This is a genomic window from Janthinobacterium sp. LS2A (assembly GCF_036543145.1).
GTDB classification, from domain to species: Bacteria; Pseudomonadota; Gammaproteobacteria; order Burkholderiales; family Burkholderiaceae_D; genus Janthinobacterium; species Janthinobacterium aestuarii.
Genome location: NZ_JAZHPB010000001.1, coordinates 233,967 through 259,708, shown reverse-complemented (window position 1 = coordinate 259,708; position 25,742 = coordinate 233,967). Strand labels below are relative to the sequence as shown.

The 25,742-nt window shown below is 60.0% G+C and carries 35 protein-coding genes and 1 tRNA gene; 18 read left to right on the top strand and 18 right to left on the bottom strand.

Annotation, left to right across the window (positions count from 1 at the left end; translation table 11 throughout):
- Positions 1–343 precede the first annotated feature (343 nt).
- Both V3C40_RS01245 and V3C40_RS01240 read left to right on the top strand, forming a co-directional pair.
- Entirely contained in the window at positions 344–2,629 is a 2,286-nt protein-coding gene (locus tag V3C40_RS01245; protein ID WP_319991884.1) for a TonB-dependent receptor, read from the top strand.
- A 102-nt stretch (positions 2,630–2,731) separates the two neighbouring features.
- Positions 2,732–2,818 (top strand) — tRNA-Leu (locus tag V3C40_RS01240).
- A gap of 94 nt (positions 2,819–2,912) precedes the next feature.
- Here V3C40_RS01240 and V3C40_RS01235 read toward each other — a convergent pair.
- The 18 genes from V3C40_RS01235 to V3C40_RS01150 form a co-directional block, all read right to left on the bottom strand.
- Positions 2,913–4,022, bottom strand: a complete 1,110-nt coding sequence (locus tag V3C40_RS01235; protein ID WP_331776249.1) for a tyrosine-type recombinase/integrase — start codon at positions 4,020–4,022, stop codon at positions 2,913–2,915.
- Positions 4,023–4,025: 3 nt separating this feature from the next.
- The gene (locus V3C40_RS01230; protein WP_331776842.1) at positions 4,026–4,325 is read right to left on the bottom strand and encodes a DUF4224 domain-containing protein; all 300 of its coding nucleotides are present in this window, start codon (positions 4,323–4,325) and stop codon (positions 4,026–4,028) included.
- Positions 4,325–4,681, bottom strand: coding sequence for a hypothetical protein (locus V3C40_RS01225; protein WP_331776248.1), 357 nt, complete (start codon positions 4,679–4,681; stop codon positions 4,325–4,327). The genes V3C40_RS01230 and V3C40_RS01225 overlap by 1 nt, the downstream gene beginning before the upstream one ends.
- 11 nt (positions 4,682–4,692) lie before the next feature.
- On the bottom strand, positions 4,693–4,941 hold the full coding sequence (locus V3C40_RS01220; RefSeq protein ID WP_331776247.1) for a hypothetical protein: 249 nt from the start codon (positions 4,939–4,941) through the stop codon (positions 4,693–4,695).
- Between the two features lie 10 nt (positions 4,942–4,951).
- Entirely contained in the window at positions 4,952–5,605 is a 654-nt protein-coding gene (locus tag V3C40_RS01215) for a hypothetical protein (RefSeq protein ID WP_331776246.1), read from the bottom strand.
- Between the two features lie 11 nt (positions 5,606–5,616).
- Positions 5,617–6,042 carry a hypothetical protein gene (locus tag V3C40_RS01210; RefSeq protein WP_331776245.1) on the bottom strand — a complete coding sequence of 142 codons (426 nt, stop codon included), beginning with the start codon at positions 6,040–6,042 and terminating at the stop codon, positions 5,617–5,619.
- Entirely contained in the window at positions 6,039–6,833 is a 795-nt protein-coding gene (locus tag V3C40_RS01205) for a PRTRC system ThiF family protein (RefSeq protein ID WP_331776244.1), read from the bottom strand. Before V3C40_RS01205 ends, V3C40_RS01210 begins: the two co-directional genes overlap by 4 nt.
- Before the next feature lie 11 nt (positions 6,834–6,844).
- On the bottom strand, positions 6,845–7,636 hold the full coding sequence (locus V3C40_RS01200) for a PRTRC system protein A (RefSeq protein WP_331776243.1): 792 nt from the start codon (positions 7,634–7,636) through the stop codon (positions 6,845–6,847).
- A gap of 14 nt (positions 7,637–7,650) precedes the next feature.
- Positions 7,651–8,400, bottom strand: a complete 750-nt coding sequence (locus V3C40_RS01195) for a PRTRC system protein B (RefSeq protein WP_331776242.1) — start codon at positions 8,398–8,400, stop codon at positions 7,651–7,653.
- On the bottom strand, positions 8,397–9,455 hold the full coding sequence (locus tag V3C40_RS01190; RefSeq protein WP_331776241.1) for a PRTRC system protein F: 1,059 nt from the start codon (positions 9,453–9,455) through the stop codon (positions 8,397–8,399). The genes V3C40_RS01195 and V3C40_RS01190 overlap by 4 nt, the downstream gene beginning before the upstream one ends.
- Positions 9,452–9,658 carry a hypothetical protein gene (locus V3C40_RS01185; RefSeq protein WP_331776240.1) on the bottom strand — a complete coding sequence of 69 codons (207 nt, stop codon included), beginning with the start codon at positions 9,656–9,658 and terminating at the stop codon, positions 9,452–9,454. The genes V3C40_RS01190 and V3C40_RS01185 overlap by 4 nt, the downstream gene beginning before the upstream one ends.
- Before the next feature lie 2 nt (positions 9,659–9,660).
- A complete protein-coding gene (locus V3C40_RS01180) occupies positions 9,661–10,056 on the bottom strand; it encodes a PRTRC system protein C (RefSeq protein WP_331776239.1) in 396 nt (131 codons plus the stop codon).
- Between the two features lie 14 nt (positions 10,057–10,070).
- Positions 10,071–10,655, bottom strand: coding sequence for a PRTRC system protein E (locus V3C40_RS01175; RefSeq protein WP_331776238.1), 585 nt, complete (start codon positions 10,653–10,655; stop codon positions 10,071–10,073).
- A 44-nt stretch (positions 10,656–10,699) separates the two neighbouring features.
- Positions 10,700–10,888, bottom strand: a complete 189-nt coding sequence (locus V3C40_RS01170) for a hypothetical protein (RefSeq protein ID WP_219327149.1) — start codon at positions 10,886–10,888, stop codon at positions 10,700–10,702.
- Between the two features lie 112 nt (positions 10,889–11,000).
- On the bottom strand, positions 11,001–11,189 hold the full coding sequence (locus tag V3C40_RS01165; protein WP_331776237.1) for a hypothetical protein: 189 nt from the start codon (positions 11,187–11,189) through the stop codon (positions 11,001–11,003).
- Positions 11,189–11,314 carry a hypothetical protein gene (locus tag V3C40_RS01160; protein WP_331776236.1) on the bottom strand — a complete coding sequence of 42 codons (126 nt, stop codon included), beginning with the start codon at positions 11,312–11,314 and terminating at the stop codon, positions 11,189–11,191. The genes V3C40_RS01165 and V3C40_RS01160 overlap by 1 nt, the downstream gene beginning before the upstream one ends.
- Before the next feature lie 401 nt (positions 11,315–11,715).
- Positions 11,716–12,096, bottom strand: a complete 381-nt coding sequence (locus tag V3C40_RS01155) for a hypothetical protein (RefSeq protein ID WP_331776235.1) — start codon at positions 12,094–12,096, stop codon at positions 11,716–11,718.
- Between the two features lie 58 nt (positions 12,097–12,154).
- Positions 12,155–12,907: an XRE family transcriptional regulator gene (locus V3C40_RS01150; protein WP_331776234.1), complete on the bottom strand. Its 753-nt coding sequence runs from the start codon at positions 12,905–12,907 to the stop codon at positions 12,155–12,157.
- A gap of 78 nt (positions 12,908–12,985) precedes the next feature.
- Here V3C40_RS01150 and V3C40_RS01145 point away from each other — a divergent pair, with 78 nt between their 5' ends.
- The 16 genes from V3C40_RS01145 to V3C40_RS01070 all read left to right on the top strand — a co-directional run bounded on the left by V3C40_RS01145 (position 12,986) and on the right by V3C40_RS01070 (position 25,739).
- Positions 12,986–13,195, top strand: coding sequence for a hypothetical protein (locus V3C40_RS01145; protein WP_331776233.1), 210 nt, complete (start codon positions 12,986–12,988; stop codon positions 13,193–13,195).
- A gap of 63 nt (positions 13,196–13,258) precedes the next feature.
- Positions 13,259–13,870: a hypothetical protein gene (locus V3C40_RS01140; protein ID WP_331776232.1), complete on the top strand. Its 612-nt coding sequence runs from the start codon at positions 13,259–13,261 to the stop codon at positions 13,868–13,870.
- Positions 13,871–14,000: 130 nt separating this feature from the next.
- Complete coding sequence (locus V3C40_RS01135) at positions 14,001–14,939, top strand: YdaU family protein (protein WP_331776231.1); 939 nt, start codon at positions 14,001–14,003, stop codon at positions 14,937–14,939.
- Positions 14,878–15,624 carry a hypothetical protein gene (locus V3C40_RS01130; RefSeq protein ID WP_331776230.1) on the top strand — a complete coding sequence of 249 codons (747 nt, stop codon included), beginning with the start codon at positions 14,878–14,880 and terminating at the stop codon, positions 15,622–15,624. The genes V3C40_RS01135 and V3C40_RS01130 overlap by 62 nt, the downstream gene beginning before the upstream one ends.
- The gene (locus tag V3C40_RS01125; protein WP_331776229.1) at positions 15,621–16,373 is read left to right on the top strand and encodes a hypothetical protein; all 753 of its coding nucleotides are present in this window, start codon (positions 15,621–15,623) and stop codon (positions 16,371–16,373) included. The genes V3C40_RS01130 and V3C40_RS01125 overlap by 4 nt, the downstream gene beginning before the upstream one ends.
- 215 nt (positions 16,374–16,588) lie before the next feature.
- Positions 16,589–17,098 (top strand): DNA packaging Nu1, encoded by a 510-nt coding sequence (locus tag V3C40_RS01120; RefSeq protein ID WP_331776228.1) that lies wholly within the window; start codon positions 16,589–16,591, stop codon positions 17,096–17,098.
- Complete coding sequence (locus V3C40_RS01115; RefSeq protein ID WP_331776227.1) at positions 17,095–19,155, top strand: phage terminase large subunit family protein; 2,061 nt, start codon at positions 17,095–17,097, stop codon at positions 19,153–19,155. The genes V3C40_RS01120 and V3C40_RS01115 overlap by 4 nt, the downstream gene beginning before the upstream one ends.
- Positions 19,155–19,445 (top strand): Mor transcription activator family protein, encoded by a 291-nt coding sequence (locus V3C40_RS01110; RefSeq protein WP_314606553.1) that lies wholly within the window; start codon positions 19,155–19,157, stop codon positions 19,443–19,445. Before V3C40_RS01115 ends, V3C40_RS01110 begins: the two co-directional genes overlap by 1 nt.
- Before the next feature lie 78 nt (positions 19,446–19,523).
- Positions 19,524–19,754 carry a hypothetical protein gene (locus V3C40_RS01105; RefSeq protein WP_331776226.1) on the top strand — a complete coding sequence of 77 codons (231 nt, stop codon included), beginning with the start codon at positions 19,524–19,526 and terminating at the stop codon, positions 19,752–19,754.
- Positions 19,754–21,283, top strand: a complete 1,530-nt coding sequence (locus V3C40_RS01100) for a phage portal protein (RefSeq protein ID WP_331776225.1) — start codon at positions 19,754–19,756, stop codon at positions 21,281–21,283. Before V3C40_RS01105 ends, V3C40_RS01100 begins: the two co-directional genes overlap by 1 nt.
- Before the next feature lie 98 nt (positions 21,284–21,381).
- A complete protein-coding gene (locus tag V3C40_RS01095; RefSeq protein WP_331776224.1) occupies positions 21,382–23,451 on the top strand; it encodes a ClpP-like prohead protease/major capsid protein fusion protein in 2,070 nt (689 codons plus the stop codon).
- 59 nt (positions 23,452–23,510) lie between these two features.
- Positions 23,511–23,837 carry a capsid cement protein gene (locus V3C40_RS01090; protein WP_331776223.1) on the top strand — a complete coding sequence of 109 codons (327 nt, stop codon included), beginning with the start codon at positions 23,511–23,513 and terminating at the stop codon, positions 23,835–23,837.
- On the top strand, positions 23,837–24,154 hold the full coding sequence (locus tag V3C40_RS01085) for a head-tail joining protein (protein WP_331776222.1): 318 nt from the start codon (positions 23,837–23,839) through the stop codon (positions 24,152–24,154). Before V3C40_RS01090 ends, V3C40_RS01085 begins: the two co-directional genes overlap by 1 nt.
- On the top strand, positions 24,151–24,594 hold the full coding sequence (locus V3C40_RS01080) for a hypothetical protein (protein ID WP_331776221.1): 444 nt from the start codon (positions 24,151–24,153) through the stop codon (positions 24,592–24,594). Before V3C40_RS01085 ends, V3C40_RS01080 begins: the two co-directional genes overlap by 4 nt.
- Complete coding sequence (locus V3C40_RS01075) at positions 24,591–24,764, top strand: hypothetical protein (RefSeq protein ID WP_331776220.1); 174 nt, start codon at positions 24,591–24,593, stop codon at positions 24,762–24,764. Before V3C40_RS01080 ends, V3C40_RS01075 begins: the two co-directional genes overlap by 4 nt.
- 3 nt (positions 24,765–24,767) lie before the next feature.
- Positions 24,768–25,739 (top strand): phage tail tube protein, encoded by a 972-nt coding sequence (locus V3C40_RS01070; protein WP_331776219.1) that lies wholly within the window; start codon positions 24,768–24,770, stop codon positions 25,737–25,739.
- Positions 25,740–25,742: the final 3 nt, after the last annotated feature.

Genomic DNA, 25,742 nt, shown 5'->3' with positions numbered 1-25,742 from the left:
CCCCGTTCCAAAAAAATCCGCGGCAGTTGTTGTATTTCCCGTGCCCGGGCACAGGCAGCGCCGCAAAAACCATCGCTCTGTTTGCGCTCCCGCAGGAAACTCCACCACCATGCCAGGCCGCTGTTGCGCTCGCACAAGCCTGCCGGCACTCCACTATGCACCCACCAGATATTGACGACAAATACGATTTTATTCGTGTATTCAGTCGAAACAGATATGAATAGCCGCCGCTGGAAAATGGCATGAATACCAAAACTTTCCGTGCTAGCATGATTTTTCGTTCAGCTGGCCAGCGCCAGCTTGCATGCCCCCAACAACCTCGACCGACAGGAGCCGTTTCATGATGACACCGCATGCCAGCACAGTACGCCACACCCTGATTGCCCTGGCAATCGCTGCCGCCTTCCCCTTGCAGGCGATGGCACAGGACAACATCCCGGCGCCGGCCGCCGACGCCCCTGCCGCTCCGGCGGCACAGGCCGGTCCTGGCCAGCTGGAAACGGTGATCGTGACGGCGCAGCGGCGCGCGGAAAACATCAAGGACGTACCCATGTCGATCGCCACCCTGAAGGGGGACAAACTCGACACCCTGACGGCCGGCGGCGCCGACATCCGCTTCCTCAACAGCCGCTCGCCCAGCGTCTCCGTCGAATCGGATTACGGCCGCACCTTCCCCCGCTTCTACATTCGCGGCCTGGGCAATACCGACTTCGACCTGAACGCCTCGCAGCCGGTGGGCCTGGTGATGGATGACGTGGTGCAGGAAAACGCCATGCTCAAGGGTTTTCCCGTGTTTGACGTCGACCAGGTCGAGGTGCTGCGCGGCCCGCAAGGCACCCTGTTCGGCCGCAACTCGCCGGCCGGCGTGATCAAGTTCGATTCCGCCAAGCCCGTCTTCAAGACGGAAGGCTACCTGAGCGGCGGCTTCGGCAAGGATGGCATGAAGAACCTGGAAGGCGCCTTCAACGTGCCCGTCAGCGACACCGTCGCCCTGCGCTTTTCCGGCCAGACGCAACGCCGCGACGACCGCGTGCACAACCCGCGCCCCACCGGCACGCGCGACTTCGAAGGCTATGAAGACAGCGCCGCCCGTCTGCAGGTGCTGGTCAAGCCCACGCGCGACTTCAGCGCCCTGTTCAACGTGCATGCGCGCAACCTCGATGGCACGGCCACTTTGTTCCGCGCGAATATCCTGAAACAGGGCACGAATGACCTGGTCGACGGCTTTGATTACGATAACTACCCGACCGACGGCATCAACCGCCAGCACCTGAAAACCAAGGGCGGCAGCATGCGCCTGAAATGGGACTTGCCGGGCGTCACCCTGCATTCGATCACCGGCTACGAAAAACTCGATTTCTTCAGCCGCGCCGACGTCGACGGCGGCTATGGCGCCGTATACGCGCCGCCGATGGGCCCCGGCTTCATCCCCTTCGTCGTGGAAACGGCCGACGTAATCCCCAACCACAAGCAGATTTCGCAGGAATTCCGCGCCGAGTCGTCTGCCCGCGGCCCGCTGCAATGGATAGGCGGCCTGTTCTACTTCAAGGAAGATATCCAGATCGACAGCATCGGCTTCAACAGCCTGGCGCCCGGCAATCCGCAAAGCCCGAACTACGCGACGCAAAACCAGAGCTCGAAGTCGTACGCGGCCTTCGGCTCGCTCAACTACACGGTCTCGGACGCCCTGAAACTGCGCGCCGGCCTGCGCTACACGACCGACAAGAAGGATTTCTCGGCCAAGCGCGTGGAAGCGACCACGGCCGGTCCCTTCAACCTGAACGACACGTCGCACAACGTCAGCTGGGACTTGAGCGGCACCTATGTGCTCACGCCGGAAACGAATGCCTACGCGCGCATCGCCACCGGCTACCGCGCGCCGTCGATGCAGGGACGCCTGAACGGCCTGGCCGACCGCCCTTCGTTTGCCGGCGCCGAGAAAGCCTTGTCCGTCGAGGCAGGCATCAAGCAAGACTTGTTCGACAAGCGCGCACGCCTGAGCCTGGCCGTGTTCCAGTACCGGGTCAAGGACAAGCAATTGACGGCCGGCAGCGGCGCTGTCAACATGAACCAGCTGATCAACGCCGACAAGGCCACGGGCCGTGGCGTGGAACTCGATTTCCAGGCCAACCTCAGCGATTCGCTCAGCATGACCCTGGGCGGCAGCTACAACCACACGGAAATCCAGGACAAGAAGCTGTTCGTGCAAAGCTGCGGCAACGCGCAAAACAACCCGGCCAGCGGCTGCACCGTGACCGACCCGCTGGGCCCGTTCAAAGGCACGGCCTACATCGACGGCAACCCGCTGCCGCGCGCGCCGGAATGGCAGACCAACTTCACCCTGAAGTACAGCATTCCCCTCGCCAATGGCGAGTTCTACGCCTACACGGACTGGGCCTACCGCACCAGCTACAATTTCTTCCTGTATGAAGCGAAGGAATACAAGGCCAAGGAATTGCTCGAAGGCGGCTTGCGCGTCGGCTACAAATGGGACAAATACGAGCTCTCCGCATACGGCCGCAACATCACCAACCAGGTCCAGTCGCTGGGAGCGATCGATTTCGACAACCTGACGGGCATCGTCAACGAACCGCGCACGTATGGGGTGCAGTTCAAGGCGACGTTCTGACGGCCGGTAGATAAAACCGCGCTGTCCGGCGCAAACCGGACAGCGCGGCTCAGGCACAAGATGGCGTGATGCACATCACCTGTGCTAGAATCTCGCCGCGCTGCCCGGATGGTGAAACTGGTAGACACTGGAGACTTAAAATCTCCCGCCTGTAAGGGCGTGCCGGTTCGATTCCGGCTCCGGGCACCAGCGCACATGCATTTTACAGAGATAGTGACCACTATTTTTATCCTCCCTGCCAGTTCCGCAAAGCTGGTTTTGTTCCGCAAAAAGTCTCCCGCAGCTATTTTGTTGGCTTGACGAGCTTGCCTCGCCGATGGCGCACATAGCGGGCCGTCATGGCTGTTGTCGTGTGTCCCAGCTGGGCCTGCGCCGCTGCAATTCCGCTAACTTCCTCCGTATCCGTGCCGGCCTTGGCTCGCAAATCCCGGAACTGAAAATTCTTAATGTCTTTGGCTATTCCTGGATTGTCGGCGGCCGCTTTCGCGCGCGCCGCTTCAAATGCATATCGCAGCATGTATTTCGTCATCTGCTGGCCATCGTCGTTATTGATCAGTCCTATGCCGACGACCGGGCGCTTGTCGATCTGCTCTAACAATGCCGCCAGCTCACCTACGATCTCGATGCGTAATTTTTTGCGTGTTTTATTCTGGTTTATTTCGATTGCGCCATCTTTCAAATTGGTGCGCGTGATCTTCAGCATGTCGGCCGGTCGCTGGCCAGTGAGGTAAGCCAGGTCAAGGGCGTCTCGCAGGCCTGGCGCTGCCGCGGCATATACGGCTGAGAACACTTCATTGTCAACGTACACGTCCCTCCCGTCCTCCTTGAAACCCTTGATCCCAGCACACGGGTTAGCTTGATTGGTCAAGCCAGCGCCACGTGCAAAATTCCAGATATGCGACAGTAGCGCCTTATCCCGGTTGGCCGCAACTTGCCCTTCCTTGCCGGTCCAGTCGGGCACGGGTTTGCCACGCGCCGCCAAGCTGGCGTTCTTTTTCCGTTGCTCTTCGGCTATGCTGGTCGACCTCCACGTCAGGTATTGGCGCACCATTACCGGCAGAATGGAATCCATCGGCTCTTGACGATCATCGAAGAACTGGTACAGGTGCGCCAGTTCGTTCATGTTCTTGCGTTGAGTATCCAGGCCTTTTTTATTCATGACCTCCCGGATATAGCGCTCAGCCACCATGCGAAAAGTCGGCCGTGTTACTGATGGAATCGCGCTGGCCGTCAGCTCTGCCCATTTTCGCACTGCCTCGACATAGTCCGAGCCCAGCGATATTTCGCTTCGCGGCCGTTTGCCCGTGTCCAGGAAGTAATAGGTAATCCGACCGCGATGGCGCGCTCGCATGCCCGTCGGCAGGTTTTTATTTCTGGTTGGAACTCGTCCCATGGTCTATTTCGCCCTCAAGCCAGGTGGTACCCATGCGGATTTTTCCGGGGATGCTACGGCCGTCTTGCCGTCAATTGCTGTCCTCGCCACGACCGGCCGCCCGATAGCATTGATAAAAAATGGTATGCCCATTGCCCGTAGGGCCTGCGCCTGCAGGCTTTTAAGCTTTCGCCCAGTCAAAACTGCGACATCCTCTGCAGTCAGAAAGGTGCCGCTCGACTTCACGTTTTCAGCAGGTCTGTCAGCCGCTGGGCGACTGGCTTGAGAATTGCGCGGGATCACGCCCGCAAGTTGGGCGTGCATCATGGACTTATCCTGACGGCGGCCGCAAGCATGGCGCGATATGCCGGCGCCATCGTGGCGATCATGCCTGCGACCGCGTCGACCGTCGTGCCCGGTGCCATATCCATCTGCATCAAGACGATCGGCGCGGCCAGGCGCGCCAAGTCGATATCCGCAGGTGTGGCCGTAGGCCAGACAGCTATTGCCGCAGCGGCGATAATCTCGGGCGTTGGCTCAAGCGGCACGAGTTTGTAGCCGTCGGGCACTGCCAGCTGTACTGCAGCCATAAAAAAGGCGTCGGCCTCGGTGTGTTTTGGGGCGTTCACGCCTGGGATATGGAGGTCACGCAGGCGACAGAATTCTTGGTAGGTATTCATTACTGGGGGCCTTATTGGTAATGTGCGTCAATGCCGATCAAGCCGGGGAATGTGCCGCCGCTTTCGATGTGTGCCGCGAGCAGCGCCTCCAGATCAGCATGCTTACCACGCGTCATCTCGCTGCATTCCCAGTCCTTCGGATCATCTGGTCGTGCAGCATCGGTAGCGATAAAGTCGCATGCCACCTGTTCGGATTCGGCAGCGACGTATGCCCAGTCATCGACCTGGAATATTTTGATTTTGGTGTTGTCGGTGTTCATGGCCTATCCTTTACTTTTGGTGGTGCTGTGGCACTTGCTTGAATTCAATGACCCATACCCACGGGTTAGCAGCCCAGCTGCTGGCGCCGTTGATGGATTTCCATAGCCGTTCGTATGGCGCGATGGCGGCGCGCCGGTAAATTGCTGCTCGCTCAACGTCGTTCGCGCCGAATACCGAAATATGCCGGACCTGGTCAGGTGCTACGCCCTCGGCCGTTGCATCAGCGGCGCTGCAGTCGTTGAGCCGCTCGACGCGGACCGACACGATCTCCAGCAGGATGCGGCTGGCCCAGCGTGGCATGTGCATGCTCACGCGAGTCTTGCCGTCCGTCTTGCCGAAGTGCGCGCCATGGCGTAGAGCCCTGCCATCGGCTTCGTACTTGACGGGCCATCCGCTGAAGTCGCGCGGCGGCTTTGGGTCAAGGCTTGCATCGGTGCGCCAGGTCTCACGCACCCAGATGCGATCGCCGGGCTGGCCGTGCGGGCAACGCAGGCGCTCCAGAGGCTCCTCTGCACCTTTCAAAAAATGAAACGGTACGCCGTCGATGCTCATCACTTCGCGGCAGGCTTGATCAACCCATGACTGCATCGGCTTGCAGATACGCCGCGTCTGTGTTTTGCTGCCGGCGAGCAGCGCGCGCACCATCGGGGTGCTGAATAGCATTGGGCGCTCTTTCACTCTGCACCGCCTTTCAAGAAATTGTTGATACGGGCGGCCAAGGGGTTGACAGTCGGCCGTTCGCCAGCGGCCGTGACTGCGGCCACATGATCGTCGTGCGGCTTGACCACCTCGGCCAGCAGTGCGCGGGCAGCGGCTAGGGTGTTTTCTACCTGCTTCGCATACTCGCTCAAGCCCTTCGCTGACCAGCCGCCATCGAAGTGGTCTTGTGTCAAGCCGTCGCACGCATTCCAGCAGGCGGCCAGCCTCCTAGCATTGGCTGTACGCATGCCAGGGCAGTTGGTAAATTCGATCGCCACTGCTACTGCAGCGGCACCGTCCATACCATACAGTGGCGTTTCTGGATAACTGCGTTCGCCGGGTTCTTCGCAGACGATGTCGGTGCCGACAATCAGTTGTCCTGGTGTATGCGGCCCGCTCATGCCATCACCCGCACGCGCAGTTCTTCCGCCTGGGCCGCTGGCGGTACCGTCGCCGCGTCCTTCACCAGCAGCGGCCGCATGCTGCCGGTACGCAGGTTGATGAAGGCGCCATGCCAGGTAAGGCGGCCGTGCCTGAAAAATTCCCATAGGATGGACAGCGCCGGAGTGACCACGGCCTGGTTGATGAATAATTCTTGACGCTCCAGCGCTTGGGCCAGGCCGCAGCTGGGCGTGTCGTCCTCGATGGCCGTCAGGTCGACCAGCTCGGGCAGCACGCGGTATGGATCTGGCAGGCGCGCGCTGCCGGGCGGCACCACTACGCGCGAATCGTAGCCGTCCGGCTCGCCGAACAGCACTTGGCCGTCGGCCGCACGGTTGCCCATGTCCATGATGTAAGCGGCGCGGGTATCACCGTAGCTGCGCATGATTTCATGGCGCGACTTGGCGCTATCGACGCAGCAGATCAGCATGTCCGGCTGAATCTTCGCGGCATCCCAGCGGCCGAAATGCGCCTGCCAATCCAGCCCGAAGAAGGCATTGATGCGGTTGACCAGCACATGCGCCTTGCTCGAACCGACGTCGAAGGCGCCGAACAGCTGGCGGCCCCTGTTCGCCTCGCTGACGGTATCCGGGTCGAACGCGCACACGTGCAGGCCGGGGTGGCCCAGCGCGCACAGCGCATGGTTCAGGCGGGCCAGGCCGGTGAGCATTTGCGAACCGTTGCCGCCACAGCCGATCAGGGCGATGACGACAACGCGATCCAGGAAGCGGGCCGGGGTAATATGTGGCATGTCGATGGCTCCTAAGCGGTGGCAGGTGCGGCTTCAAAAATCTTGGCGGCTGGGACGCTTATCGGAATAAACAGCCCCAGCAGACACAGCCGGAACGCCACCGTCGGTACCAGCTGGTCCAGGTTGCCGAACACGCCCGAGATTTTCACAGCACCGGCGTCGTCCTGGTTGTCGGTGTCGCTGAAGAAGGCCGGCGACAGGCCGTGGCTGTGCAGGTCGATCGCCAGGTGCTCGCGCTCGGCCAGCAGCACCTGCTGAAACTGGATATGGCCAGTGCTCGGCTCGCCAATCGGCAGCGGGTAGCGCACGGCCCACTCCCCTGTCTCGTCGTTCCAGATCAGGCTCGCAGCGCTCTCGATCGGCGACTTGAGGCGCGCGATCTCGCCGAACGCCCGCAGTTCCTCGAGCGCGCTGCCGATCTTGCCAAAGCCAAATTCCACTTTGGGCTCGATAGCACCGTAAGGCATGCGCACCGCCGATTGCCCGGCCAGCTGGTGGATCACGTGCAGCCAAGGACGGCGCACCTCCAGGTACATGCCGTCCCGTGCCATCAGGAAACGATGACCACTTTGCTCCAGCGGCTGGAATTCGCTGTGCATCGGCACCACGGCTACCGGCGCGGCGCGCACCAGGGCCACATCGAGTGCCAGCTTGTCAGGATCGACGGCTTCCTCGTCCACGGCCAGCAGCAGCGGGCGCTCTTCACGAATCGCCGCCTCGGTGTGCGCGAGGAAGGTGGTAAACGACTGCTTGGTGATGTCCAGCAGTTCATCGAATTTCATGGTGATCTCTTGGCCGTTCATATGTTTCCTTTTAATTAATCGTCGTTGCGGGAATGGGTGATGCGCTCGATGACCGTGCGCAGCGTTTCTTTTGCCGGTACCAGCGCGCGCTGCATGGCGTCGGCGTCGGGGCTGGCCAGCTGGCTGGCCCATAGCGCGGTCAAGCCGCCTTTGCCGCGCACTGCCCTGGGTTTCTGGCGGTTGGTATGGGTAAAGTGACTTCTGAAAAAGGCATTTTCATAACCGGCCATTGCCTCGGCACCCAGGTTGTCGGGGATTTGAACGTTGCCAGTGCAGATCCGGCCGCTGTCGTTGACATTGAAATGTGGCGCGTGATACAGCGAGGTGTCTGGCGTTGGCCGCGCCGATTCACGCAGTGCAAACACATGCCAGCCTCCCCTGCCGGCGAAAAATACCAGCGCCGGGTGCGCAGCCAGGCCGTGGGCATTGCCGATTTGCGCGCAATTCGTTTTGAACCAGGTGGTGCGCACGGCAGCAGGCACCAACCACGCCATTAAATTGGGCGAGGTATACAACAGGTTCGACGGAAGAAACCCCGCGTGCGCCGTCTGCGTGTGGATAGCTGCCGCGAAGCTGATCAAATCGGCGCGCTGCATCGGCGTGCCCGCGCCAATGCAGCGGCGCTCCGGATTGCTGGCATCGATATCGATCGGGTGACTGCTGGCGTACACATGGCTGTAGCCGCCCGACGACTGGTACAGCAAAATGGCGCGCGTCAGGTGCAGCGTCGCATCGGCGCTGGAAATAATATCTACGGTCTTCAAAATGGTTCTCCTACTAGATTGAGCAGGCGCTCAGTGGCCTGGGCCAGCCGCATGATGTTTTCGGTCCGCGTTTTGTAGGCCAGAATTCCTGCGCGGCTGGGCTCGACGGGCGCAGCGTCGATGAATTCGGTGTATTCCCCTGAATTGCCGATGTCATTGAGGTAGTTATCAATAACGTGAACGGCTTCGCTGTCCTGGCGCCACAGCAACACGGCAGCGCCTTCGATGCTTTCGCAGCCAGCCTGATGGGCGCCTACCTGGTGCGATTCCACATTGAAGCCGGGCCCACTGGCCAAAGCTGAAATTTCATCGCATGCGGCAACCACGGCCAGCTCGAAGTCACTTTTCGCTGCGCGGCGGATTTTTTTCCGCGATAAAATACGCGCCGGCGTCGTTACCCAGGCTGGGGTATCCCGATAAAAATCGGCCATGGTGGTTACATGTCCGCTGTCGAGCACTTCCTGAATGGTGTCGAAACCGCCATCCAGGCGTGCGTTTTCCAACAGTTCCTCATCACACGTGGCGTCCTGCCAGAGCCAATTTCTGGCAACGTCCTCCGCAAACCACAGATCGAACGCAGTCGGCAAATGGAACATGGCATCGCGCAGCAGCGCCATCACCGTCTGGCCAAAGCCAGGCAAGGTATTTTCCAGTTGGGTAATGCGCTGGTGCAGCTCAAAGCGCGGGATCTCCGTGTTCTGGTCGCGCGTCAGGCAAAACCACACATGGCCGGCCAGTTCAGGGGGCGTTCCAGCATGGTCATCCAGTGCCTGTACATGCAGGTTCCAGTGGAAAACGCTGGATATCGACTGGTATTGAATCGAGTTCCACCAGGTGCTCAGGCCCTGTATGCACAGCGCCCGCTCGTCCGGTCCGCGAAACACATCGACCAGTGGCATTTTCGGGCGAGGTTGCAGCATCGCGTCGGTAATCATGTTCGCTTCGAGCAGCGCAATGGCCAGCGGCTGGTCGATGCGGCTGGACTGGCGCAGCGTCAGCGTTGCCGGAATGGCCGCGTGCATCGCCGGCAGTGCCAGCGTTCCGGCCGCGATCACGGCAGCACCATATGGGCGGTCGACGGCGCCAGCATGCGTTGTCCGCGCTCCGAATTGCGATAGCGCTTGATGACCACCGTCGCAATGCGCCGCGCCAGCGGGTCGGTCGCATCGGCCAGGCTGACCGTGCTGTCCGGCGTGCGCTCGTCGCGCAGCGTGCCCACCGTGCGAAGGCGCTCGATTGCGATTTTGCGGGTAAGCATGATCAGGCCGCCACTTTGCAGTGCTTGTTGAACAACTCGGCCAGGCGTTCGCGCGCAGCGTGGTCGATGTACGTCACCTCGTTGCGCGCCAGCGCCGCCTGCAGCTCCTTGATGAAATCGGCATCTTCGCCGTCCAGCCAGTTGGCGTGCAGCAGCTCGCCCACGTCGCGAATCATGTCGGTCAGGCCGCAGCCCTTGGTACCGACCGCGCGACGGAACACATAGACCGATTTCGCGCCCAGCTGCTCGGGCCCTTCGATATCGGCGCTGATGATTTCCGGGTACACGGTGGAATAGAAGTCGCGCACCTGCTCCAGCGTGAAAATGCTGTTCGGGTCGGGCAGGACCACGCTGTTATAGCGGAATTCGCGGATCAGTTTTTCGATTTGCAAGGCCATGGCAGATAGCTTTCTTAGAACAGGTCGAGGGTTACCGTGTCGACGGCGGCGGTGATGGCGGGGTTGCCGGCGGGCGGCAACGTGATTTCTTCTTTCTCTTCAGCATCGGCGGCGTCAGCTGGTGGCGCAGCGCCATCCTGGGTGGCCGTGCCCGGTGCAGCTCCGGCGCTGGAGTCGTTGCCACTTGGCGGCGTGTCGTCTTGTTGGCCTGCCTTTTCGGCGGCGCCGGCCGTGCCTTCGCCACCTGGTGCTGAGCCTTCGATCTTTTTCGGCCGACCTGGGCCTGCGCGCTTGCCCGCCTCTTTCGGCGCCGCTTTACTGCTGGCGGTTGACGCGACGGGATCGGCGCCGGCTGCGTTCGCGGCCTCGACCTGCTGCTGCAGCGACAGCTTCGGCGCCTGCCAAGATTGGATAGCCGCGGCAAAGCCGTCGTCCATCTCGGCCGGGCTGGCCACCAGCGACAGCGGCTGTAACTTGTGGGCCTTGGTCTTGTCGCTGGCCTGGGTCGGAGTGATGCTGACGCGCAGATCGTCGCCCTCGGCGGTAACTACGATCATCAGCGTCGCGCTTTGGGTCAGCGCGTGCAATGCTGTAAACATGGCGTGCTTTCTATGGTTGGTGCTGCGGTTGGTGTTGCTCGAAATTAATCGTTATCGTTCGCCTGCATTTTTTTCGGATCGAACCGGTCGCGGCGTTTCATGTGGCGGCGCGCCACCGCGTAAAGCGTGGCCCGCAGATTTGGCACCTTGAGCAGCTCGTCGAGTGGCCTGGTGGTATGCAGCTGGCCATAGGCGATTTCCAGCGCGGCGCGGTCGGGTTCGATCTTGGTCATGTCAAAATCCGTTTCGATAGACGTGCAAGGCGCGGCGAGCGGCGAGGTAGATGCTGGCGCCGCGGCGGCGGTAAAAATTGAACAGGTTGAAAATGGTGCGCATGCCGTGCTTTCAGCGAGGTTTCGCGGTAATGACGCATGGGCCGAAGCGGTCGATAGCGGCCATGATTACTGCGGCGCTGTCGGTGCCTAGGGTCAAGTAAGTGATCAGGAGCATTGCGGGCAGGCGTTCAGTGCCCAGGAGCTGAGGCGTGATCAATAGCATGGCGGCCAAGCGCACGGTGACGGTGAAGGTGCTCATCATGCGTCCAGAGTGGCGAGTAGCTGGCGCATGCGGTTCATGGTTACGGGCGACACCGCACCGCGCAACTCATAGTCCGTGCTGGCTGCGCGCAGCGCGCCCACCAGTTCGCTGGACAATGCCATGCGTACTGCAGCACGGTGCGTCGAGCCGATTCCTTGCTGTGCTATCGAAACCAAGGCAATTTTTTCGCCCAGCTCGTTGGCTAAGCTGAAAGTGGCGCCCAAAGCATTGCGCTGCAGTCGATTTGAGAGCACAAGAGCCACTCGGCGCACACGGGGTGCTGTGACAGCGTTTGGGCTTGAAGAGGCTGTTGCTACAGTTTGGGGTGCCATGCTGTCCTCCATCGGTTGAGTTTGGTGTGTCGATGGAATGAATTATCACAAACGTGTTGGATTGTGTCAAACACATTTGTGTTTATTTTTCTGTGCGCGATGGTTACGAGAACGATTTATACGGATTTAGGCGAAAAAAAAGCTCGAATTAACGAGCTTTTTTTATGATGTCCTACTACTGGAGGGCTACTCTAGCTGTAATTTTTCCCGCACCTTCCGCACTGCTCGGCATCACCTTCCCCCATGAACTTGCATGAGGGGCAGATCGAAACGGAAGTCACTGGGCCTGGTGCTTTGATTTTTTCCTTTGGAATATCTTGCTGCGAGGTGCGCATAGTTGTGTTTTCTCGCTCCGGCAAGACCTTCAGCGAGTCAAATCCAATGAGCATCACCCCCATAACTGAAAATACGCCGGAGAGGATGATGTAGTTTAATCGTTGCGATATACGATCTAGGTTTGCGACTGTCATATCTAACTGGGTGACCTGCAAATGAATGCCAACATCCATTGTTAAGGCGAAAATAGCCAAAAATATACCAAGTGCCAATAGCCCATATCCAATTTGCTTCATGTCCAGCCTTTGACTAATTAGTATAGTGAGGATTTAATTTAATGACGCTAAATAAAGATTAAATTCTATTGCCTTGGCGATGAATTACCCGACCAATAATAATACATTCTCCATTTCTACACAGTTTCCTGGCATATTTCCGCTGATCTTGATTGTCGGATGTAAGCCACCACTCTCCAGCGTCTCTGGAGAGTCGCTTTACAACTGCCTCTCCCTCGTAGTTTATTGCGAATACTTCGCCATCCACAGGTTGGGTTGCTGCAGTATTGATTACAACAATATCACCCTCGTACAATGCAGGTTCCATGCTCGCGCCTTTTACGGCAGTGGCGACTAATCTATCCGGTATTAATCCTTGGCCGAGCACCCAAGCAGGATCAAGAGTTATCGTTCCGCCGTCCTCAAAATCTGGGTCTGCCATAAATCCGGTTAGTCCTGCCGAAAGGCGCAGCTTTACTTTTTTTATGTGAACAAGGTTAGTCTGGTTTTTTTCTAGTAAAGATATTCTTTTAAATACAGGGTTGCCTGTAGTGATGGCATCCGAACGTGCCTGATCGATCCGCTCGGAAAAAATATCACTGTTTTGTGACGTTGTCGGAGCCCTCCGAATCTCGCCGATACCCTCAGCTAACCACATTGCTGAGACGCCAAGTGCATCAGCAATATTGGCGATTCGGCGGGCAGACTGCCGCAAGCCAGACTCCAGATTGCCGATAGTCGACTGGGAGACGCCAGCCAGCTTCGCCAATTCAGATTGAGATAGTTGTTTCTGCGCCCTGGCCCAGGCCATACGCTCCGCTAGTGTTTTCATATATCACGAATGTAATACACATCGTAAACACGTTGGTGTTGACCAATGCAAACACAAGCGTGATAATGAGGCATGGATATGAAGAAAATTACCGAAGAGTTGCTCGCTAGCGGGCTGACACAGCAGGCCCTGGCGGACAAAGTGCCATGTAGCCAGGCCGCAATTAATGCTTTTTCCCGTGGCAAGCGTGGTCAGCGGCCCACTTTGACTATTGGTCTGCGCCTTATGCAACTCCATTCCGAATTGTGCGGAAAGTCTGGCGGCAACATGTGCGCAAGCGATTCGTGAGTTCGTCTTCAGTAGTGAAATATTGTTCATTGACCCAGCTTAAATTACGACAAGGAAAAAAGCATGCGGAATGATTCGCACAAGAAAACTCTGATCGGCATTCTGCGCGAACACGTCAGCTCCTGGCGAAAAGATGCCGGCCTGTCGAGCTACAGCGCAATCAGTGTGGTCGTTCAGGCGCACGACGATATGGGCGGTCCAGCTGCCACCGGAATTCGCTTCGAACCCCATCCGGACGAGTACCAGCGCAACAAGAACAACGGCGACCGCGTACTGCGCTGGCTGGATGATGAATCGAAGGAAAACAACCTGTTGCCGGCCAATTTCGTGTTGTCGGTGCTTGCTGGCCTGCCGCCTGCCGAACGGATGGATTGCCTGAACGAATTGCTGCACCGCTTCGGCCTTTGCGTGCGAACCCTGGAAACGGCAGACGAAATAGGCCTTGGGCTGTCCGACGTATGCGATATGGCCAGCGCCGACGCTGACGCACTGGCTGCCGTCGCCACCGCAATAGCCCAGCCGACACAAGCCAACCTGGACCTGGCCCTGCGCCGCACCGCGCGCGCACACGAGAAGAAAGCGCGCGTGGTGCGCCTGCTCGAAGGGGCCAAGCGCGCCATGAGCCGCACCAGATCGGTTATCGACAAGGTGTTCCACCCGGCGCGGCAGCGATAACGCCGATTTACATGGGCCGGCCTGATTATGAAGGTCGGCTCTTTTACGCCCTATTTGTTGCTATTGGGAAATTAATTGTGAATAAGAGACTGACAATAGTGGTTTTCAAGGACCAGGGTAATCGTCACTGATGAATTACTACCCGCATCACATCGGCGATTTCAATACGCGCACGCTGCATTTGTCTCGCCTGGAGCGCGGCATCTACCGCGACATGCGCGACCTGTATTTCGACAAGGAAGCGCCGCTGCTGGCAGACACTGGCCGGCTGTTCCGCCTGCTGCGCGTCAGCACGCCCGAAGAAATCACTGCTGCCCAAAATGTGCTGGAGGATTTTTTTATCCTGACCGAGGCTGGCTGGGTGGATGCCGATGCCGAGGCGCAGATCCAAGACTATTACGCGGGCCTGGAGGCCAGCAGTGCCGGCGGCAAGGCAGCGAAGAAAAAGCGCGATGAGGCGGCGCGACTGGCCGCTGAACTCGCGGCGGCAGGGCAAAGCACGCTGGATTTTGTGCAACAGCAGCACGCGCAAAGTACCCGCACTGTTCCCGAACAGTGCGCGAACAGTGCGGGAACCGTGCGCGATGGTGCCAACCAAAACCAAAACCAAAACCAAAACCAAAACCAGAACCAACCCCCAGCACAGCCAACACTGAGCATAGAACGTGCGGGCGCGGCTACGGCGGTCGAGCTGAGCATTGCGTTTCGCAAGGCAGGCATGCCAACGCAGCCAGCAGATCCCCGGCTGCTGGCATTGGTCGAGCAAGGTATCAGCGTCGATACGGCGCTCGCAGCATGCGCCGAGGCGAAAAAGTCCAAACCGAACGGTGGCATCGGCATCGGGTACGTGGTGAGCATCCTTAAGCGTTGGGCAAGCGAGGCCAAGGCCATGCAGGTGGCCGGAGCCCTGCCGCCAGCACGTGCAGCACCAAGCAGCACGGCGACAGTACGAGATCAGGCACGACAGGAAACCCTTGATGGATTGACAGGAAGCGGACCACAAAAAAATGAACGATCAAACAACATTATCGATATCACCCCTGGACGAGCATGCGCTGGACTGGCCTGAGAACGCAATCCCTGAAAAATGGGTCCAAGCGCTGTTCAACAAGATGGCATTCAGCTATGGCGTGAAGTTTGCCGACCAGTGGAAAGGCATCGATCCGGATGGCATCAAGCGCCACTGGGCGCGGAAACTGTTCGTGCTGACGACGGCTGAGCTGACGCGTGGCGTGGAGCGGCTCGATAGTCGGGCGTGGCCACCGACGTTGCCGGAATTTCTGGCGCTGTGCAGGCCGCCAGTCGATCCTTCCGTGGCTTTCCATGAGGCGCTGGAACAAGGCGCCAAGCGTGAGCGCTGTGACCCTGACGATCCTGACGTGTGGTCATCGCCAGCCGTCTACTGGGCCTGGCGCAAGCTGGGTGCCTACGAGTGCGCCAAGCACCCATACACCGTGCTGCGCACCCGCTGGGAATCCGCACTTGCAGCCGAACTGGAGCGCGAGGGAATCGAACCGGTTCCCAACGCGGAACCGAAAGCAGTGGCTCTGCCAGCACCTGGCAAGGGCAAGCTGTCGCCGCAACGCGCGCAGCAGCTGATCGGCGAATTCAAGCTCAAGACCATGGCAGATGCGTCCAACCCTGGCGCTGGCCTTGGCTGGGCACGCCGCATCAAGGCACGCCAGAAGCAAGGTGCTCAGTTCAGCATCTATGTGATCGAGTGTGCCGATACCGTCCTGGGGATGCGCGCATGAAAATCGACGTGAGCCCGGCCATCCGTGGCCTGACCGCTTTCACCGACACCGGCAAGAAGCAGGTCCAGTTCGCAACGCGCGTGGCGTTGACGCGTGTGGCGCAGTTGGCTAGCACCAATCTCAAGCACGAGATACGGGACGTCTTCCGCAGCCCGACGCCTTACACCTTGTCGAGTTTGTTCGTGCGGCCGGCCACCAAGACCAATCTCACCGCCGAAGTCAAACTGAAGGACTTCGCTGCCAAGGCAACGCCAGCAGCCACCTACTTGGCGCCGCAGATCAAAGGCGGAACGCGCCCGATGAAGCGCTTCGAGCGCGCCATGCAATCGGTGGGTGCTCTGCCCCCCGGCTATCGCATCGTGCCCGGCAATGGCGCTAAGCTCGATAGCTACGGCAACATGAACCGCGGCCAGATCGTGCAGATACTGGCCTATTTCCGCTCGTTCCCCGAAGCTGGCTACAAAGCGAACATGACAGCCCAAGGCCGCGCCAAGATGGCCATGGGCACGAAGAAGAAGCCAGGCTTCCGCTACTTCGTCGGCCGGCCTGGCGACCGCATGCCGCTGGGCGTGTACCAAAGCATGCGGGGCGGTGGCCCTGGATCGCTCAAACCGGTGATGGTGTTCGTACGCTACGCCAGCTATCAAAAGATCTTCGACTTCGAATACGTGGTCGAGAAGACCGTTGAGAAAGAGTTTGCCGGCCAGTTCGCGCGCGCCTACGTCGAGGCGCTGCGTACCGCACGCTGACACAAAAAAGATTGCTATTATGAAATCACATCCAATGGAAACAATCGAGCTAAAACGCATGTTGCGCCATCGAAACAATGCCACAGAAACAATGTTTCAAATGGGAAATATTTCTCAAAGGTACTCCCCAGCCTCCCCTTGCAAGGGTAATTCGAACCCCCTTTTTTCGCTAGTCACAGGGTATTTGCAAGGGGGTTGTGTTGTCTGATTTGTCTATGCCAATGACGCAAGCCGCCTTCGGCGCGCTGGTGGGCGTCAGCCAGCAGGCGGTCGGCAATCTGGTCGGGCGCGGCATCCTCGATTCGAGCATGTCCGGCCAGCAGTTGCTGCACGCCTACTGCTCGCACCTGCGGGAAACTGCAGCCGGCCGCTCGTCTGGCGAAGGCCTTGACCTTGTTGCCGAGCGCGCCATGCTGGCCAAGGTGCAGCGCGAGCGCATCGAGATGCAGAACGGCGTCACGCGCGGCGAACTGGCGCCAGTGGTGCTCATCGAGGAAGTGTTGTCGAAGGCCGGCGCGCGCATCGGCGGCCTGTTCGACGCCATCCCGGGCGCGGTCAAGCGACGCGTTCCGTCGCTGACTTCCGACGAGATCGGCAACATCGAAAAAGAGATCGCCAAGGTGCGCAACATCGTGGCGAATATATCGCTGGCCGACCTGCGCGACGACGAAGAAGAAGACGGCGCAGCGCCGGAACATCAAGTGATCGAGGACCAGGGCGAATGAGCGACCTGGCCGAAGTCCTCAACTGGCGATCGCCTGAACTGTCCGCCTGCCTGACGCGTGGGCTGAGTACCTTCGGTGTGCCCGAGCCAATGACGCTGGACGAATGGGCCGGCAAGCATTTCTACCTGTCGAAAGAATCGTCGTACGTCGAGCAGGCCTGGGAGGCGTGGCCGTTCCAGCGCGCCATAATGGCGTGCATCAGCAACAACGATATCGCCGAAGTCGATTTCATGAAGTCGGCCCGGGTTGGCTACACCAAGATGCTGCTGGCCGCGATCGCCTATTTCATCGAGCACAAGCGGCGCAACCAGGCGTTATGGCAACCGACCGATGGCGACAGTGACGAATTCGTCAAGACTGAGCTGGAGCCGATGCTACGCGACGTCAAAGTCATGCGCAAAGCGTTCCCGGCGCACATGTCACGGCACAAGGACAACACACTGCAGCAAAAGAAATTCCTGGGCTGCATGCTGCACACACGTGGCGGCAAGGCGGCGCGCAGCTATCGTCGCATTTCCGTAGACAACGCGCTCATGGACGAACTGGACGCCTTCGATAGCGACGTCGAGAAGGAAGGCGACCCTGTCACCTTGGCGGCCAAGCGCGTCGAAGGGGCCACCTTTCCCAAGCTGGTGGCAGGTTCAACGCCAGGTCTGAAGGGATTCTCGCTGATCGAAGCGCGCGCTATCCTGGCCGATGTGCGCGTCCAGTTCGCCTTCCCATGCCCGGATTGCGGCGATTTCCACCCGTTGGCCTGGGGCGGCAAGGACGAAACTACCGGCTTCAAATGGCTGACCAATGATCCGGACAGCGTGCGCCACCTGTGTCCGCACTGCGGGTCGATGATTGACCAGGGCCAGTTCCTGGCGGCAGCGCCGGCCGGCCGCTGGCAAAACGACGACGCCAGCGTCACGATCGACCACGCCGGAGTCTTCCGCAATGCCAGCGGTACCGTGATCAGCGCATTGCCCCATATCGCGTTCCACGTCTGGACCGCATATAGCCCGCTGGTGACCTGGGCCAAGCTGGTGCGCGAATTTATCGCCGCGCACAACAAGGCGCAGGAAGGCGACATTACCTCGCTGAAAACCTTCACCAATACCACCCTGGGACGAACCTGGGAACTGGATGTCGAAAAAACCGACTCCGAACAGCTAAAACAGCGCGCCGAGCCTTACAAGCTGGGCGAAGTGCCGCACGGCTGCGTGCGTCTGCTGGCCGGTGCCGACACCCAGCCGAACCGGATCGAGATCGCCGTATGGGGCTATGGCCGCGGCTGCCAGACCTGGATCATCGACTACCGCATTTTTTACGGAAATCCCGACGAGGATGCTGTGTGGGCCGACGTCGCCGAGTATTTGTTCGAGACCAAGTTCCGCCACGCCAGCGGCCAGGAACTGAAAATCCACGGTACCGCCATCGACAGCGGCGGCCACAACACGCATGCGGTCTACGCATTTTGCGCCGCCAATGCCGCGCGCCGCGTGTTCGCCGTCAAGGGCCGCTCAGGAAAGGAAAAGCACATCAAGGACGGCGCCACCAAGGTCGACATCGACTGGCGTGGCCGGATCCGCAAGCACGGCGCCCTGCTGTGGCAGGTCGGCACCAACCTGGCCAAAGACCTGATTTACGGCCGCCTGCAGATCACCAGGCCGGGCCCCGGCTATATCCATTTTTCGAAGGAGTTGCCCGATGAGTTTTTCAAGCAGATGGCAGGCGAAATCCGCGCTGAGCGAATTACCGCCGGTGGAACGGAATCGCGCTGGTCGGCGATCCGCAAGCGCGTCGAGGCCTGGGATTGCACTGTCTACGCCGTATGGCTGGAGACGCATTTCGAGCTTGCGAAAAAAACGGCGAAGTGGTGGGACCAGCTGGAGGAGGAAGTGCAGCCTTCGATGGCCGACCTGTTCGCCGCACCGTTGACGATCAGTAGCGCTGCGCCGCAGCCAGCAGCACCAGCCACGACACAGGCGCCAGTCAACTCGGCGCCAGCACCACAAAAAAGACGCAGCAACAGCAATTTCGCTTCCGACGATTGGTTACAGAGGGGATTTTAATGATTCAAAAGCAAAAGGCGCACCAGCCGGACATACTTGCCTCACTGCTTACTGCAGTGCGCGCGGCGCTGGGCGGCGAACTGCTTACCGTGGACCAGGTGCGCGATATCGAGGACGCCATGCGTACTACCTGGGGCGGGCAAGAGGTCTATATCAAGAAGAGCAGCGTCGACCAGGAAGCGCGCGCTATGGCTATCCGTACCCGATACAACCTGCGCAACAGGCGCGAACTGCAGGCTGAATTTCAGATCTCGCGCGGCCAGTTCTACAAGATCATCAAGAGCGGCTGAAAAATATAGTCTCATTTTTCCGTAGAAATGAGACAAGCCCCCCCGTAAGGTCGGGCGATCAACCACAAGGATCGCCCGATGACCATTGCAACCGACATGCTCGCCAAATACCTCGCTGCCGAGGCTGCCATCCTGGAAGGGAAGGAAGTCAAATTGGGCGACCGCACCTTGCGCATGGAAGACCTTGGCTCGGTAATTACCGGCCGCAAGGAGTGGCAGCAGGCTGTAAACCGCGAAACCGCCGCCGCCAGCGGTGCTTCCAGCATTGGCGGCCTGGGCTTCGCTCTCGCCCGCTTTGGTGGTCAATAATGGCCGCCGCCATCCCGGTGTCGATGAACGTTGTCGACCAGCTTATTTCCTTCTTCGCACCGAATGCCGGCATCAAGCGCCTGGCTGCCCGGCGCGTCCTGAACCAGTACGAGGCGGCCAAGCCGTCGCGCCTTCGCAAGCACGCCAAAGATACCGGCTCACCCGATACCCAGGTCAAACAAGGCGCGGTAACCTTGCGCACCCTGGCGCGCAATCTGGAACAAAACCACGATATCGCCCGCGGCGCGCTGCGCACCCTGGTCAATAACATCATCGGCCCGACCGGCATTGGCATCGAGCCGCAACCACGGTGCCGTGACGGTACGATCCATGACGAGTACGCCAAGCAGCTGCGCGATGCCTACCGCGACTGGTGCCTGATCCCCGAAGTGACGCATCGGCATCACTGGGCCAAGGTACAGCGCATGCTCGCCAAGACCTGGCTGCGCGATGGCGAGGTTTTCGCCCAGCGCTTGATCGGTCCGGTTACCGGCCTGGACCACGGCACGCGCGTGCCGTACTCGCTGGAAATGATCGAAGCTGACTTGATTCCCATGGATTACCAGGACGAGGCACGCAATATCTATCAGGGCATCGAGCGCAATGCCTGGGGCCGGCCGCTGGCGTACTGGGCGTACAAGGAATTCCCAGGCGCCCGCACCTGGTCCAAGCGTGGCTATGAAGTCAAGCGCATCGAAGTGGCGCGCATGCACCACCTGGCGTTCGTTGATCGCATCGGCCAGATGCGCGGCGTCTCCGAGTTCGCCAGTGTCATCACGCGCCTGGAGGACATCAAGGATTATGAAGAGTCCGAGCGCATCGCCGCCAAGGTGGCTGCCAGCCTGACTGCCTACGTCAAGCGCGGCTCGCCCGACTTGTATGGGCAACCTGACGAGAATGGCGCGCGGGCGCCGGCCGCTGCGCGCGAGATTGGCATGGCGCCAGGCATGATCATCGACAGCCTGGCCGTTGGCGAGGAGATCGGCATGATCGACTCGAATCGGCCCAACCCGAATTTGATCACTTTCCGCCAGGGGCAGCTGCGCGCGGTTGCCGCCGGCGTCGGCGCCAGCTATTCCAGCCTGGCGCGAGACTACAACGGCACGTACTCGGCGCAGCGCCAAGAGCTGGTGGAGCAATGGATCAACTACGCCGTGCTGACGGATGAATTCGTCGGCCAGCTGGTGCAGCCCGTGTGGCAAGACTTCGTGCAGATCGCCCACCTGTCCGGCGCCGTCCCAATACCCAAGGATGTCGACCCGGCCAGCGCTGACGATGCGCTGTTTGTCGGCCAGTCGATGCCCTGGATCGACCCGTTGAAAGAAGCCCTGGCCTGGCATTCCCTGGTGCAGGACGGCTTTGCCAGCGAGGTCGAAGTGATGCGCAAGCGTGGCGCCAACCCGCGCGATGTGCTCGAGCAGATCGACGCTCACCGCAAGGCCGTCAAGGAAAAAGGCTTGATTTTTGGTTCGGATTTTGCCAACCAGGGCAAGGCCGTGCCGCCAAAAGACAACTCCGAACCCGCGTAATCGCCCACTAACAACACTCCGGAAAATAGTGTCTCATTTTTCCGTAGAAATGAGACACCCAAACAAACACACTGAGTGCATTGACTAAGGAACGCATCATGCCAAGCCCCAAAGCGACGACAGCAGCAACGCCAGAAAAGTGGTACACCATCCACGCCCAAGCGCGCCCGGCCGCCGGCGTCAACGCGCAAGCTCGCGCCGAAATCCTCATTTATGGCGATATCGGCGAGAGCTGGTACGGCGATACCATCGCGGCCAAGGACTTTGTGCGCGAGGTGAGCTTGCTGGACGTCGACGCGCTGACCGTGCGCATCAATAGCTATGGCGGTTCCGTGACCGATGGCGTGGCCATCCATAACGCCCTCAAGCGCCACCCGGCCACCGTCACCACCGTGATCGACGGCATTGCCGCTTCCATCGCCAGTCTGATCGCGATGGCTGGCGATACTGTCGAGATGGCAGACAACGCCATGCTGATGATTCATGCCCCCTGGATGTACACGGGCGGCAATAGCACGTCGCTGCGCGAAGATGCCGACATGCTCGACAGCTACGCCGAAGCCATGGCCACCAGCTATATCGCCAAGACTGGCGGCGACAAAGCCGAAATCCTGGCCTTGCTGCAGGACGGCAAAGACCACTGGTACACGGCCGAGGAAGCAATCTCCGCCAAATTCGCCGATGCCGCCATCGCGGCCTTGCCGCTGGCTGCCTCAGCCAGCCTCAACCCATCCATCCAGGCGCGGTATGCATCTTTCCCGCTGCCAGCAGGTCCTGCGGCATCTGTCGCGCCACAACCCACCATCACCCCGAAGGAGAATGCCGTGCCACAACCACTTAATCCGCAAGCCGTGGAGCCGTCCGCTGCCGCTGTTGCGGCCAAGCAGATCGCCGCTGCTGCGCTGGAAGCCGATAAAACCCGTCGCACCTCCATCAGCGCAGCTTTCGCCAAGTTCGCCTCGACTGAAGGTGTCAGCGCCCTGGCGGCCGTCTGCGCCGATGATACCGAATGCACGGTCGAAGCGGCCAACACCAAACTGCTGGCGCATTTGGGCGCTGGCGCCAGTTCGGCGGGCGGCGGCCGCATCGTGACGCTCGAAGATGAGCGCGACAAGTTCCGGGCCGGCGTCGAGGCGTCGGTGCTGGCACGCTCCAACCTGGGCAAGGATGACCGCAGCAACAATTTCCGCAGCTACAGCATGCTCGACATTGCCCGCGCCTGCCTGGACCAGGCTGGCATCAATGCCAAAGGCATGGACAAAATGAAGCTGGTGGCCGCCGCTTTTACCCACACCGGCAGCGATTTCCCCATGCTGCTCGGCAACATCGCCGAAAAGGCCATGTTGAAGGGTTACGAAGAAGCCGAAGAAACCTTCCAGCTGTGGACCTCCAAAGGCACGCTGGGTGATTTCAAGGTCGGTAAGCGCGTTGACCTGAACACCTTCCCATCGCTCGACAAGATCCAGGATGGCGCCGAATACACATATGCTGATATCGGCGAGCGTGGCGAATCGGTGCAACTGGCCACCTACGGCAAGATGTTCTCGCTGACGCGCCAGGCCATCATCAACGACGACCTCGACGCTTTCACCAAAATTCCGAAACGCATGGGCCGCGCCGCGATCCGCACCATCGGCGACCTGGTCTATGCGATTTTGACCAGCAACCCGCGTATGTCGGATGGCATTGCCCTGTTCCATGCTGACCACAAGAATTTGCTGCCTGGCGCGGGCATTTCGACTGCCACGGTTGATGCCTTGCAAGTTGCCATGGGCCTGCAAAAAGATGGCACCGGCTCGATTCTCAATCTCGATGTGAAAACGCTGATCGTTCCGCGTGCACTGCGCGGCACGGCCAACGTGGTGCGCGAGAGCGAGTTTGAAGTCGGCGGGGCCAACAAGAACAACACCGTGCCCAACAGTGTGCGCAGCACGTTTGACGTCGTGGCCGACGCCCGCCTGGATGCAAACTCCGCGACCGCATGGTACGGCGTGGCCAGCAAGGATCAGCATGACTGCATCGAAGTGCAGTACCTCGATGGCAACGAAGCACCGACGCTGGAGCAGCAAAACGGCTGGCACGTCGATGGTGTCGAATTCAAGGTGCGCATGGATGCGGGCGTCAAGGCGCTCGACTTCCGCACCATGGCCAAGAACCCGGGCGCCTAAACTGCGCATACCTGGCGCGCCGCTGCGGCGGCGCACTCATCCACGACATAGGAGCCATCATGGCCAAGAACTATATTCAAGAAGGTAACGTCCTGAGCTATACGGCCACCGCCGCTGTCGCATCTGGTGCAGTGGTCGTGATCGGCAAGCGCATCGCCATCGCCTTGGCCGACATCACCGTCGGCGAGACTGGCGCGATCACCGCCGAAGGCGTATTTGCAGTCGCCAAGCTGGGCACGGACGTGGTCGGCCTGGGCGACCTGCTGTACTGGGATGCCGCCAACAATCGCCTGACTACCACCGCTGCCGGCAACACGGCGGCGGGCTTCGCTGCGGCGCCAGCTGGTGCAGGCGTCGGCACGACCAACATCAAGATCAACGCCTGATGTTCGACGTCCTCGAAGCGCGAATGAACTGCGTAGCGCATAAAAAACTGGCCAACGCCATGGCGACCATCGGCACCAGCACGGTGCCGGTGATCTTCGATGCCGAATATTCGGCGGCAACGGTTGGTAGTGCGCACATGGGTGCTTCGACGCCGCAAATGCAGATCATGAATAGCGACGTACCTGCCGATTTCGCCGGCAGCACCATCCAGATCGCTGTCGGCACCAGCGCCCCTGTGGCCTGGAGTGTCGCCGAGCGCCGGCCGGATGGCGAGCAGCCGGCCGGCATCACGCTGGTATTCCTGGAGCGTCCATGAATAGCGCGCAGTTCAGCGTCGTCAGCGCCATCCTCGATCAACTGCGGATTGGACCAGCGCTGGCGGACGGCCGCATCTACCGCTCGCGCACCCGCGCTATTGGTGTCGACCAGGCCAGCGCCATCGTGGTCCGGGTAGAGCGCAGCACCTCCACGCTGGCCCAGGTCATCGGTGGCCCGACCACCTGGGCCACGCTGGTCAACGTCGAATGCTATGCGCGCGCCACGGGTAGCGAGCCGGATGCGGTCACCGATGCGCTGGTGGTGAATGTGTTCGACCGCCTGGCGCTGGCGCCGACGTTGGGGGGCGCTGCAATGTCGTTCGAGCCGCTGCCGGGCGACACGCTGTCCTGGGAAGTAGACGAGCTCGATTCAAAAATAGCCTGCATCACCGCCAAATTCTTGGTGATGCATCAAACCAAAGGAAGGACTTTGACATGACTGTTGTTACACCAAAGCCAGCTGTAAGTGCCGCGCAGGATACGCCGGCGCCGATCCCGGTCCGCCAGGCCGAGCCGAAAACGGGCGGCAGCTACTCCCGCAACCCTGTTGACGGCACGCTCGTCAAGAACCCGGTCCCGGCCCCGGCCACGCAACCCAACAAGGAGTAATCCATGTCTCGCCTCATTCGCAATACGGCGATTCTCGCCAAAATGGAAACCGTGTACGGCGTCGATGCCGTGCCGACCGGCGCAGCCAACGCAATGCTGGTCAGCACGCTGAGCATCAATCCGCTGAACGCCCAAAACGTCGACCGCAACAATATTCGTCCCTTTTTGGGCGGTGATGAGCAACTGGTCGGCAGCCGCTATGTCGAAATGGGCTTCGATGTCGAGCTGGTGGGCGCCGGCACGTTGGGTACTGCCCCAGCTTGGGGGCCATTGCTGCGTGCTTGTGGTTTCGCCGAGGTCATTACTGCAGGCGTGCGTGTGGACTATGTTCCTATTTCCACCGGTTTCGAATCGCTCACCATTGACTGGTATGACGATGGTGTACTGCATAAGGGCATGGGCGCACGCGGTACCGCCTCGCTGAAGTTGAGCGTTGGCGAAAAGCCAGTCATCTCGTGCAAGTTCGTCTGCCTGTACGGCGGCATTGGCGTGGCCGCTGCTCCAACGGCAGACCTGGAAGAGTGGCAAGTCCCAGAGATCGTGCTCGATGCCAACTCCGGAAAGCTCATGTGGGGTGCTACACATGCGACCACTACGCCACCAGCACTGATCGGCGGTGATTCCTACCCGAGTAAAGGGCTGACGATCGATCTGGGTGTCACATCGCCATTTCAGGCGCTACTGGGCGGTGAATCCGTACCGATTACCGAACGCAAAGTGACTGGCGCAGTGCAGCTGGAATTGACAGCAGCGCAAGAAGTGGCGGCCATGGCTGCGGTTCTGGCTACGGCAAAAACCAGTTTGGGCATGGTCCACGGCACCGTGGCCGGCAGTCGTGTCGCCGTCTTCATGCCAGGTGTGCAACGCATTGAGCCGTCCAAGGAAGACCTTAACGGCGCCCGCATGATCGGCTACAAGCTGCTGGTCAATCCGATTGCGGGCAACGACGAAATCCGCATTGCCACCAGTTTCTAAACC

Bases quoted from the DNA above. Each gene is read 5' to 3' on its own strand.
- V3C40_RS01245 (WP_319991884.1), top strand. From the start codon at position 344: ATGACACCGCATGCCAGCACAGTACGCCACACCCTGATTGCCCTGGCA.
- V3C40_RS01235 (WP_331776249.1), bottom strand. From the start codon at position 4,022: ATGGGACGAGTTCCAACCAGAAATAAAAACCTGCCGACGGGCATGCGA.
- V3C40_RS01230 (WP_331776842.1), bottom strand. From the start codon at position 4,325: ATGCACGCCCAACTTGCGGGCGTGATCCCGCGCAATTCTCAAGCCAGT.
- V3C40_RS01225 (WP_331776248.1), bottom strand. From the start codon at position 4,681: ATGAATACCTACCAAGAATTCTGTCGCCTGCGTGACCTCCATATCCCA.
- V3C40_RS01220 (WP_331776247.1), bottom strand. From the start codon at position 4,941: ATGAACACCGACAACACCAAAATCAAAATATTCCAGGTCGATGACTGG.
- V3C40_RS01215 (WP_331776246.1), bottom strand. From the start codon at position 5,605: ATGCTATTCAGCACCCCGATGGTGCGCGCGCTGCTCGCCGGCAGCAAA.
- V3C40_RS01210 (WP_331776245.1), bottom strand. From the start codon at position 6,042: ATGAGCGGGCCGCATACACCAGGACAACTGATTGTCGGCACCGACATC.
- V3C40_RS01205 (WP_331776244.1), bottom strand. From the start codon at position 6,833: ATGCCACATATTACCCCGGCCCGCTTCCTGGATCGCGTTGTCGTCATC.
- V3C40_RS01200 (WP_331776243.1), bottom strand. From the start codon at position 7,636: ATGAACGGCCAAGAGATCACCATGAAATTCGATGAACTGCTGGACATC.
- V3C40_RS01185 (WP_331776240.1), bottom strand. From the start codon at position 9,658: ATGCTTACCCGCAAAATCGCAATCGAGCGCCTTCGCACGGTGGGCACG.
- V3C40_RS01180 (WP_331776239.1), bottom strand. From the start codon at position 10,056: ATGGCCTTGCAAATCGAAAAACTGATCCGCGAATTCCGCTATAACAGC.
- V3C40_RS01175 (WP_331776238.1), bottom strand. From the start codon at position 10,655: ATGTTTACAGCATTGCACGCGCTGACCCAAAGCGCGACGCTGATGATC.
- V3C40_RS01170 (WP_219327149.1), bottom strand. From the start codon at position 10,888: ATGACCAAGATCGAACCCGACCGCGCCGCGCTGGAAATCGCCTATGGC.
- V3C40_RS01165 (WP_331776237.1), bottom strand. From the start codon at position 11,189: ATGAGCACCTTCACCGTCACCGTGCGCTTGGCCGCCATGCTATTGATC.
- V3C40_RS01160 (WP_331776236.1), bottom strand. From the start codon at position 11,314: ATGGCATTGTCCAGCGAACTGGTGGGCGCGCTGCGCGCAGCCAGCACG.
- V3C40_RS01155 (WP_331776235.1), bottom strand. From the start codon at position 12,096: ATGAAGCAAATTGGATATGGGCTATTGGCACTTGGTATATTTTTGGCT.
- V3C40_RS01150 (WP_331776234.1), bottom strand. From the start codon at position 12,907: ATGAAAACACTAGCGGAGCGTATGGCCTGGGCCAGGGCGCAGAAACAA.
- V3C40_RS01145 (WP_331776233.1), top strand. From the start codon at position 12,986: ATGAAGAAAATTACCGAAGAGTTGCTCGCTAGCGGGCTGACACAGCAG.
- V3C40_RS01140 (WP_331776232.1), top strand. From the start codon at position 13,259: ATGCGGAATGATTCGCACAAGAAAACTCTGATCGGCATTCTGCGCGAA.
- V3C40_RS01135 (WP_331776231.1), top strand. From the start codon at position 14,001: ATGAATTACTACCCGCATCACATCGGCGATTTCAATACGCGCACGCTG.
- V3C40_RS01130 (WP_331776230.1), top strand. From the start codon at position 14,878: ATGAACGATCAAACAACATTATCGATATCACCCCTGGACGAGCATGCG.
- V3C40_RS01125 (WP_331776229.1), top strand. From the start codon at position 15,621: ATGAAAATCGACGTGAGCCCGGCCATCCGTGGCCTGACCGCTTTCACC.
- V3C40_RS01120 (WP_331776228.1), top strand. From the start codon at position 16,589: ATGCCAATGACGCAAGCCGCCTTCGGCGCGCTGGTGGGCGTCAGCCAG.
- V3C40_RS01115 (WP_331776227.1), top strand. From the start codon at position 17,095: ATGAGCGACCTGGCCGAAGTCCTCAACTGGCGATCGCCTGAACTGTCC.
- V3C40_RS01110 (WP_314606553.1), top strand. From the start codon at position 19,155: ATGATTCAAAAGCAAAAGGCGCACCAGCCGGACATACTTGCCTCACTG.
- V3C40_RS01105 (WP_331776226.1), top strand. From the start codon at position 19,524: ATGACCATTGCAACCGACATGCTCGCCAAATACCTCGCTGCCGAGGCT.
- V3C40_RS01100 (WP_331776225.1), top strand. From the start codon at position 19,754: ATGGCCGCCGCCATCCCGGTGTCGATGAACGTTGTCGACCAGCTTATT.
- V3C40_RS01095 (WP_331776224.1), top strand. From the start codon at position 21,382: ATGCCAAGCCCCAAAGCGACGACAGCAGCAACGCCAGAAAAGTGGTAC.
- V3C40_RS01090 (WP_331776223.1), top strand. From the start codon at position 23,511: ATGGCCAAGAACTATATTCAAGAAGGTAACGTCCTGAGCTATACGGCC.
- V3C40_RS01085 (WP_331776222.1), top strand. From the start codon at position 23,837: ATGTTCGACGTCCTCGAAGCGCGAATGAACTGCGTAGCGCATAAAAAA.
- V3C40_RS01080 (WP_331776221.1), top strand. From the start codon at position 24,151: ATGAATAGCGCGCAGTTCAGCGTCGTCAGCGCCATCCTCGATCAACTG.
- V3C40_RS01075 (WP_331776220.1), top strand. From the start codon at position 24,591: ATGACTGTTGTTACACCAAAGCCAGCTGTAAGTGCCGCGCAGGATACG.
- V3C40_RS01070 (WP_331776219.1), top strand. From the start codon at position 24,768: ATGTCTCGCCTCATTCGCAATACGGCGATTCTCGCCAAAATGGAAACC.